Consider the following 8852-nt stretch of genomic DNA (forward strand, 5'->3'; position numbering starts at 1 on the left):
AAGGTTTCCGAGGGATGCTCGAAGTAGGCATGATTTTCATAAGGCTTGTTTTGCTAGTGTAGAAAGTGTCATGTATTTTGCTTTTTAGAGGTTGATAATGATCTTGTGTATTGGCGATGTTCTTAGTTTAGCAGAATTGCAACAGATTCTGTCCCTCATAGCCGATGCTGAATTTGTGGATGGTGCTCTGACGGCAGGCTGGAATGCCAGGCTTGTCAAAAACAATAGGCAAATGCCAAAGGGATCCCTTCAGCAACGGAAGATAGAGGAGATTATCTTGGCAGCTCTAGAGCGTAATTTGTTGTTCCAGATGGCTGCCCGGCCCAAGCTCATTCATTCCATTTTAATTAGCTGCTACGAAGCGGGAATGTCCTATGGCACTCATACCGACGATGCGCTGATGCTCGATCGGCATCAGCTGATGCGCACGGATATTTCCTTTACGCTATTTCTAAGTGCCCCTGAAGACTATGATGGCGGTGAGCTGAAGATCGAGAGTAGCGAGGGGGAGCAAGCCTACAAGCTGCCGGCGGGTGCTTTGATCCTCTATCCTGCTTCCACCTTGCACCGAGTTGAGCCTGTAACCCGTGGGATCCGCTATGCTGCCGTCAGTTGGGTTCAAAGCCTAATTAGGGATCCGCAAGAACGCGAGATCCTCTTTGATTTACAGACTGTGCGGCAGCAGATGTTTCAGGAATCGGGCAAGACACGCCACTTTGATTTGATCTCCAAAGTTTACGCGAACCTGCTGCGGAAATGGGCAGAGCTCTAGAGGGATCGAAGAAAATAGAGCAGGGCTTCTCTGTCTTCAGCAGCCATATTTTTAAAGATCTCGCGGGAGCGTTCAGCTTCTCCCCCATGCCAGAGAATGGCCTCCTCGAGGCTGCGGGCGCGGCCATCGTGCAAATAGCCGGAGGAGGGCAGAACTGTCTGCGACAAGCCGATGCCCCACAAAGGGGGGGTGCGCCATTCTCGGCCCGTGGCCTCGAAGTCAGCGCGGCCATCTGCTAGTCCTTCGCCCATGTCATGCAACAGCAAATCGGTGTAGGGGTGGATGACTTGGTTGGCCAGGGCAGGGATCTCATGAATGCCGGTTTGTAGCTCTGGTCGGTGACACTTGGCGCATTGGGCTTGGACGAAGAGCTTTTCCCCTCGCTGAACTTGGGGATCCTGCCAAAGGGCGCGGCCAGGCACGGCCAGGGTTTGCACGTAAACGGTTGTCGCTTGGAGAGTGGCCTCGTCGATATCTTGGCTGCCATCCGCGGCCGGAAAAAGAGGATTCGTGACACCCATGTCGTTGGCGTAGGCGGCCGCAGTTTGTTGCCTGAGGTTGGGGGTATTGGCTTTCCAACCAAACCGTCCCAGCACCAGACGCTGCTGCTCTTGATCCCAAACCAAGTTGGGGCGGCCAGAGATGCCATCCCCATCGGCGTCGTCAGGATCGGCTGCTGCCAGGATCCTAGAAGCGGGAACGGCCTCCAGTAGGCCCGCTCCAAACACCGGCTGGGGGATCCGCAGGGAGATGAGGACAGGATCGATGGGCGATCCCTCCAGAGTTAACAGCTTTACAACAGGAGAACGCAGCCTGTAGGGAGTTCCGTCGGCGTACTCTCTGGTCTGCTCTACCCAGTGCAACTCCACCTTGGCCTCTGGCCGATAGCCCCGAACGGCCTTTTCTTGAACCTGCGTGCCGATGCCGGCCACAGGGGGAGTGTTGCTATGAGGAGCAATGGCCTCCCATCCAAAAGGCTGGGGATCCCCGCTTCTATCCAGGGATCCAACCTGGCTGACTCTGACGACCCGCTGCCCCTTGTCAGGAAAACCTCGGCCGTTTTTAACATGACAACCGGCGCAGGAGTTGTTGTTGAACAGAGGCCCAAGGCCGGGGTTAACAGGCGCCGGAGCGGTGACGAAGCGAGCCTCAAAGGCGATGTCCCCCAGGGCATGCAACCTGGCCCAGCGGGGATCCAAGTTGGGAGCCGGCTGCTCGTAGGCTGTTGAGGTGCGGTTCCAAAGGGTTGTTTCGCCACCCGCTCGAGGGGGCAATGGCTGGGATCCCTCTGGGGCAGCGGGGAAAGCCAGAAAGCTCGCCGCCCAAAGAGAGGCCAATCCCAGCATGAAAATCTGGAGAAGACGACGCATCGGCTATCAAAATATCGGCAACTCAGCTCTTTTGGGACTTTCTTACTACTGCAGGAGCGGCACAACTTCCTGAGCAAAGCTGTCGAAAGCGTCTTCAATTTTTTCCATAGCGGCAGTAATAGATCCACGGGCATTGGCATCGCAAAGGCTTTTTTCGATAGGGGCAGGGATCCCCTGGAGAGCCGCCGCCGCTGCTTGTAACTCCGACTGAATTTGACTATCCAAATTGGGATTGATGTCCCGGACAAATTGGCTCAGGCCACGACCTTTTCTATCTCTAAATCCGCCCAAGTAAGCATACTGAACGCTGCGCACATTGGCCTGGAACTCCGGCAGCGAATGGTGGGCAAAGCGACTTTCCAGCAGAAAAGGATTTTGCTGGGCGAAGGCTTCGCCAATTTTGACCTTGCCCAGCTCGTCCAACATGCCGAGAATACCTTGGGCTATTTCTTCAGCAGCAGCTTGCAGCGTGAGATAACTCTTGCTGCCCTCGCCGGCTTTTACCCATTCTTCGCGAAAAGCAGGCAGCCCTTGCACTCCCTCTGTCCAGCTTTTGAGCAGCTTTGCCGCCGTATCCGCCAAAACTGGGCCAAGGGCAGCCAAGTACTCCCGATCCCGCTCGGTAAAGTCTTGCAAAGACTTGTTGTTATCCACGCCAAAGAGCAAGAAGGCCACGGCATGAAATCCCTTTTGCCCGCTTTCCAACTCGGCCACGGTCTCTGGAGTGAGGGGATCGCCGCTGTTGAGAACTTCCAGCACCTCCACCTCGTTCAGGGGCCATTCGTCCAAATCCGCATCCAGCCCCAAATAAGCCGCCGGCCCAAAGGCAAAAGCCTCGCTCTCCTCCCAAGTGATGCGGGCAACAGACCAAGCCTGGCGAGCCGCTTGCAAAGTCTGGGCATTGGGATCTTGCACGAAGGCCTGGATGGCCTGAGACAGGGCCTGGGTATCGGCGACCAACTGCTCATAGGCAGGGATCACCACCTGATCGGCAAAGTCGAGCAAAATCTGCCGATCCTGAAACCGCTGCTCAGGAGAGAGCACAACGGCTGGCCGGCGAGAGCCTGCCCCTTCTTCCCCACCCTCGCCGCCGCCATCCACCGGGATAGGCCGACACTCCGGGTTCATTTGAGCTGCCTGCTGAGGCGAAGCCTGGCTCAGGGCCGGTGGATCCCCGCCGCCCGCAGCCGAGGGATCCTTTTGGGTTTCCCCGCAAGCGGCCCCGCTGACCAGAACATAAAGCCCTATCCCCGTCCACAGCTTCAGATACCTCGACATCTCCTCCGACTCCTTTGCCCTCGACTTGGCCAACTTTGGCTTGATTGTAATCCAGCTATTGCGACTCAATCTTAAGAAGGGAGAGATTTTTATCACCGGCTGCCACCGGATCGCCCGGCTCGTCCCTCTGCGGGCCAGCTTCCATCTGCAGCTTCCCCAGGTGGGGCTATGGGCGGATACAAGTCCGACTCTTAACAAAACTTAACTCTAAAGACATTGATATTTGTTTGCAAGAAGCCTAGAGTAGGTCACAGCTCGCTGTTGAGATTTACTCTCAACAGTTGGTTACGTGTCTCGAAAGGATGTGTCCGTGCGGCCAGAGGCGGGCCTGGGGCAAGGTCTCTGGCCTTTTCCTAGAAAAGCTTGTTTAGAAACGCAAGAGGAGCGGAGATGACAGCGACGACACTCAAGCAAGAAGGGGGATCTAGCTCGCAACAACAGATCCCGTGGTGGGCGGGCAACGCCCGTTTGACCGATCTTTCTGGCCGGCTGCTGGGGGCGCATGTGGCCCATGCCGGGCTGATCGTTCTCTGGGCAGGGGCGATGACCCTGATCGAGTTGGCCAAGTTTGACCCCAGCCGACCGATGTATGAGCAGGGGCTGATTCTCTTGCCCCACCTGGCCAGCTTGGGGCTGGGGGTGGGATCCGGCGGGGAAGTCCTGGATACGGATATCTACTTTGCGGTGGGAGCGATCCACCTCATCAGCTCTGCCTTTTTGGGGTTTGGCGGCATTTTTCATGCCCTGCGCGGGCCGGCGGTGCTGGATCCCAAAGCCTTTCCCCTGTTTAGCTACGACTGGCAAGACAAAAACAAGATGACCACCATCCTAGGGATCCACCTGGTGCTGCTGGGATTGGGAGCCTGGCTTTTGGTGCTCAAGGCAGTGGTGTTTGGCGGCTTGTTCGACCCGGTGGCAGGAGAGGTGCGCCTGGTGTCTCCCAACTGGAACCCCTTTGGCCACCTGTTGGGCATAGAAGGGCGCCACTGGATCGCCGGGGTGGACACTTTAGAAGACGTGGTGGGCGGCCACCTCTGGCTGGGCTTGCTCCTGGTGTCAGGTGGGGTTTGGCATATCGCGACCAAGCCTTTTGCCTGGGCAGAACGGATTTTTATCTGGTCTGGGGAAGCTTATCTTTCCTACAGCTTGGGAGCTTTGGCCTTGATGGGATTTATTGCCGCCTATTTCGTTGCCGTTAACCCAGTGGTCTATCCCGAAGTTTTCTATGGGCCGCTGCTTCAGGTGGGCTTGGATCGCTATCCCTTTTTTGAGCAAGGAGAGGCTCTCACGTCTAGGGTTTGGCTGGCCAATGCCCACTTTTGGCTGGCCTTTTTCTTCCTTCAGGGCCACCTTTTCCATGCCCTGAAAGCCCGAGGATTCAATTTCCGTACCGGCAGAGTAGAGCTCGCTGCACAGCAGGCCTAACGGCACGCTGAAGGCATTGACTATCTAGCCATCTGATTTTGAGCTTCGCACTTGCAGTTTCGAGGTAGGAGCAATGGCAAAAATAGGTCTATTTTTCGGCACTCAAACCGGAAATACCGAAAGAGCTGCCGAGATGATTCAAAAAGAGCTGGGCGAAGACAATGTAGATTTAATTGACATTGCCGAGGCCAGCATTGAGGACTTTGAGAAGTACGACTACTTAATCATCGGCTGTCCAACTTGGAATATTGGGGAGCTTCAGGCTGATTGGGATGGTTTTTTCCCAAATTTGGATGAGATCGATTTTTCCGGTAAGACGGTAGCCTACTTTGGAGTTGGGGATCAGTTGGGCTATCCCGACAACTTTCAAGATGCCATGGGGATCCTGGCCAAAAAAATTGCCGAGCGTGGCGGCAAAAATGTCGGCTCCTGGCCTACAGAAGGCTACGAGTTCAACGAGTCTAAGGGAGTGGTTGACGGTGAGTTTGTCGGCCTTGCTCTGGACGAAGATAACCAACCAGAGCTGACGGAAAAACGAATTAAAGAGTGGACGGCTAAACTAAAAACGCTCTTCAATCTGTAATTCAAACCCGGCTTCTTAACTTGTCATTGATACTGTGGGAGTTTGTCATGACCGGCGCAGTTCTATCTTCATCGCCTACTTCTGCTGAGGGATCCCCTCAGGTCAGTTGGTTGGCAGGGAATGCTCGTTTGCTCAACCTATCCGGAAAGCTGCTGGGGGCCCACGTGGCCCATGCGGGGCTGATCATGCTGTGGGCCGGCGGCATGACCTTGTTCGAGGTGGCCCACTGGGATCCAAATCAACCTATGTACAGCCAGGGGCTGATTTTGTTGCCCCATCTGGCCAGCTTGGGCATCGGCGTCAACGCAGAAGGGGTGGTTACGGATCCCTATCCCTTTTTTGTCGTGGGCGTTCTGCACCTAATTGCCTCGGCAGTGCTGGGGGCAGGAGGGATCTTCCATGCCCTTTTGGGACCAGAGGTGCTGAGCAAGGGGAAAACCTTTGCCGAGTTTTTCGGCTACGACTGGGAAGATGACGACAAGATGACCACCATCCTCGGCATCCACCTGCTGCTGCTGGGGCTGGGTGCATGGCTGCTGGTGGCCAAGGCTCTCTTTTGGGGAGGGCTGTACGATGCCAACCTGGGCCGCGTGCGGATCGTTGCGGATCCCACCCTCAATCCGCTGCGGATCTTCGCCTACTTGACGCCGCTGATGGGTCAGCAGGGCATGGCCGCCGTGGACAACCTGGAAGACCTGGTGGGGGGACACATCTACGTGGGCCTGCTCTGCGTGCTGGGGGGATGGTGGCACATAGCCACGCGCCCCTTTGCCTGGGCCAAGCAAGTCTTGATCTACTCGGGCGAAGCCTACCTCTCCTACAGCCTGGGGGCCCTGGCTTACATGGGCATCTTGGCGGCCTATTTTGTCAGCGTCAATGAGATCGCCTACCCTGCGGCTTTTTACGGGCCGCTGGGGCTGGCCGCTGACGAAAGGGGAATTGTAAGCAGCCGTACCTGGTTGGCTACAGCCCACTTTGTCTTGGGGATCCTGTTTTTGGCGGGGCACATCTGGCATGCCATCCGGGCGCGGGCGGCGGCCAGCGGCTTTGACTTCCAGCGCGGGGGCTGGGTGCGAGCCACAGATCCCCAGGTGGGCAACTTGGACACGCCGGTAAACCAGGGCGATCTCACCCTGCTGCTGCTGCAAAACCTGCCCATCTACCGGGAGGGCTTGTCGCCTTTCCTGCGCGGTTTGGAGATCGGCATGGCCCATGGGTACTTCCTGGTGGGGCCGTTTTACAAGTTGAGTCCGCTGCGGAATTCGGAGCAAGCCCTGACGGCAGGTACGCTGGCGGCCATTGGTCTGGTGCTGATCCTAACGGTTTGTCTTTCGATCTATGGACGAGTCTCTTTTCCGCGCTCGCGGCTGGTGGCGGTGGTGAACACCCCCTATGGAGAGGTGGCCTATCCGACGCCGGGAGTGCAACTGATGGCGGAATCGCAGGGATCCCCTCAGCCGGTGCGAGTACCGGCAGGATCGGAGGACTTGCCCGAAAACTTGCGCACCCGTGCCGGCTGGAGCCAGTTGGCGGGAGGGTTTCTGGTGGGCGGCGTTGGCGGTGCCCTGTTTGCCTACATGCTCCTGAACAGTGCGGACGTGTTGGCCCAGATTTTGCCTGGGCTGTGAATGAGGTTTGAGGCTCCCTGGTTCGGGGATCTGCAGAAAGGAGAGGGGTATTGTCCCCTCTCCTCTATCCAGATCGGCTCGGATCCTTTGGGCCGCATTTTCCAATGGCAATTGCACTGTTCACAATTGCATGGTTCAACCGCACTTTGCCGGTTGGTTTCTGGCTACTGGACTTTGTAGATCTTTTGTTTGGCTAGCAGCCTTGATGGTTTTAACAGTCGAGATGGAATAGCGAATATGAGTTTAAGCTCCGCTTCTGCGCTCGCTTTTGAGGCCCTGTATCTGGGCATTTCTCCCAGTCTCAAGCTCTTTGATCAGCCTTTATTAGGATCCCTGAGGAAATGCTTTCGGATAGCATACTGGGAGTACCACCAAACCCAGGATGAGCCTTGTAGCCTGGAGACTGTAATCACGCTGCTATACGAATATCTCAAAGCTTGGGATCGACCCGTTCATCTTATCGGCCACGGCTTGAGCGGGGTGGCCGCTTATCTTTTTGCCTGCCGTTACCCACAGCGGGTACAGTCTCTGACCTTGCTGGCCGTGGGAGGTTGGCCTGCTACCACTTGGCATGCCCATTTCTATGTGCAGCGAAAAATCTTTTGCTGGAGTCGGGAACAACTCTTGGTGCGTATAGCCCAGAGCCTTCTACCTACTTCAGAACAGTGGCGAGCACGCTCACTCTCCTATGCTCTGGCTAAAGATTTGGATACTTCTCCCATACCTCACTCCCTATTTCAGGTGATAGCGATTCCAGCCCAGAAAGTGTCGGTGCCGATGTTGGTTTGCGCCAGCAAGGATGACCCCATTGTGGATCCTGCTTCGCTCGAGAAGTGGAGAAACCACCTAAAGCCAGGGGATCAAATGTGGTTTTGCCCTGGGGGGCGACATTTTTTTCATTATTCTTTTCCAAGTTTGGTCAATCTGAAAATAATGGATTTTTGGCAGGAATTGCGTAAACTTCAGCCCAGCATGGCTTAGGGCGGCTGGACTTTCGCGGGATGATAGAATGGCTACTCATCCAAACAGCAGAGGAGCTCCGTTTGCAGCTAGGGCGAAGCAGCCCAGGTGGAGCCCCTGACAACAGGAAAACGGGCAGGGGTGGAATGAGGCCATTGAGCTCCCGGTAAAATTGATAGAATAGGGCAAGCCCCCAACTTGGATAGGGAATGGGCTTGACCGCGGAATCCGCGACTATGTTCGACAAGCTGCTCTTTCCCATCGACAACTCGCGTGAGACCAGCCACGCCTTGCCCTTGGTGGCAGACATAGCGCAGCGCTACAAAAGTCAGGTGTACTTGCTCTCTGTACTGGATGCCGCGGAGCTGGACGCGGAGAGGGCGGAACAAGCTCGGCAAAACATCCACAACCTGCTCAAGCAAACGGAGTCTGGCCTGCATCAAATCGGCCTCAACAGCGTCAAGAGTGAGTATCGAGAGGGAAAGGTGCCTTTTGTCATCTGTGATGTGGCAGACGAGCTGGAGATTAGCCTAATTGTAATGGGATCCCGCGGCCTCACCCTCTCCGGAGAGGGGCAGAATAACTCTGTCAGCCACCGCGTGATCGATCTTGCCCCCTGCCCGGTGTTGGTCGTGCCCTGAGGAGAGGGATCCCATTGACCAAAAGGCGCGGCAAGCCCCGTCCTTCAGGGCGGGGAAGGATAGCGCCGACCGTAGCCGACGCCCTTTAAAAACGCAGTGCCGGCCATGTGAATATCGTTGTCATCACGCATAGGCCAAGAATACGATTGAGCGGTGCAACGACTTCAAGCCTTCAAGTACGAATTGCTGCCCAAC

The 8852-nt window shown here is 56.1% G+C and carries 8 protein-coding genes; 6 read left to right on the forward strand and 2 right to left on the reverse strand.

Features of this window, described 5'->3' with window-relative positions; genetic code table 11:
* Nucleotides 1-97 precede the first annotated feature (97 nt).
* Entirely contained in the window at nt 98-772 is a 675-nt protein-coding gene (locus ACVWXW_RS12665; protein ID WP_011431398.1) for a Fe2+-dependent dioxygenase, read from the forward strand.
* Here ACVWXW_RS12665 and ACVWXW_RS12670 read toward each other — a convergent pair.
* Together ACVWXW_RS12670 and ACVWXW_RS12675 are read right to left on the reverse strand one after the other, a co-directional pair.
* Entirely contained in the window at nt 769-2142 is a 1374-nt protein-coding gene (locus ACVWXW_RS12670) for a di-heme oxidoreductase family protein (RefSeq protein WP_011433844.1), read from the reverse strand. The two genes, ACVWXW_RS12665 and ACVWXW_RS12670, sit on opposite strands and share 4 nt — an antisense overlap.
* 45 nt (nt 2143-2187) lie before the next feature.
* The gene (locus ACVWXW_RS12675) at nt 2188-3420 is read right to left on the reverse strand and encodes an imelysin family protein (RefSeq protein ID WP_011433843.1); all 1233 of its coding nucleotides are present in this window, start codon (nt 3418-3420) and stop codon (nt 2188-2190) included.
* Between the two features lie 390 nt (nt 3421-3810).
* Between ACVWXW_RS12675 and ACVWXW_RS12680 the strand changes: the two genes are divergently transcribed.
* The 5 genes from ACVWXW_RS12680 to ACVWXW_RS12700 all read left to right on the forward strand — a co-directional run bounded on the left by ACVWXW_RS12680 (nt 3811) and on the right by ACVWXW_RS12700 (nt 8657).
* The gene (locus ACVWXW_RS12680; protein ID WP_011433842.1) at nt 3811-4845 is read left to right on the forward strand and encodes a chlorophyll a/b binding light-harvesting protein; all 1035 of its coding nucleotides are present in this window, start codon (nt 3811-3813) and stop codon (nt 4843-4845) included.
* 73 nt (nt 4846-4918) lie between these two features.
* Nucleotides 4919-5428 (forward strand): flavodoxin FldA, encoded by a 510-nt coding sequence (fldA, locus tag ACVWXW_RS12685; protein WP_414381563.1) that lies wholly within the window; start codon nt 4919-4921, stop codon nt 5426-5428.
* Nucleotides 5429-5475: 47 nt separating this feature from the next.
* Entirely contained in the window at nt 5476-7056 is a 1581-nt protein-coding gene (locus ACVWXW_RS12690; protein WP_414374509.1) for a chlorophyll a/b binding light-harvesting protein, read from the forward strand.
* 189 nt (nt 7057-7245) lie between these two features.
* Nucleotides 7246-8037: an alpha/beta fold hydrolase gene (locus tag ACVWXW_RS12695; RefSeq protein ID WP_457404068.1), complete on the forward strand. Its 792-nt coding sequence runs from the start codon at nt 7246-7248 to the stop codon at nt 8035-8037.
* 194 nt (nt 8038-8231) lie between these two features.
* A complete protein-coding gene (locus ACVWXW_RS12700) occupies nt 8232-8657 on the forward strand; it encodes a universal stress protein (protein WP_414374511.1) in 426 nt (141 codons plus the stop codon).
* Nucleotides 8658-8852 lie beyond the last annotated feature (195 nt).

The organism is Thermostichus sp. MS-CIW-30, assembly GCF_054058015.1.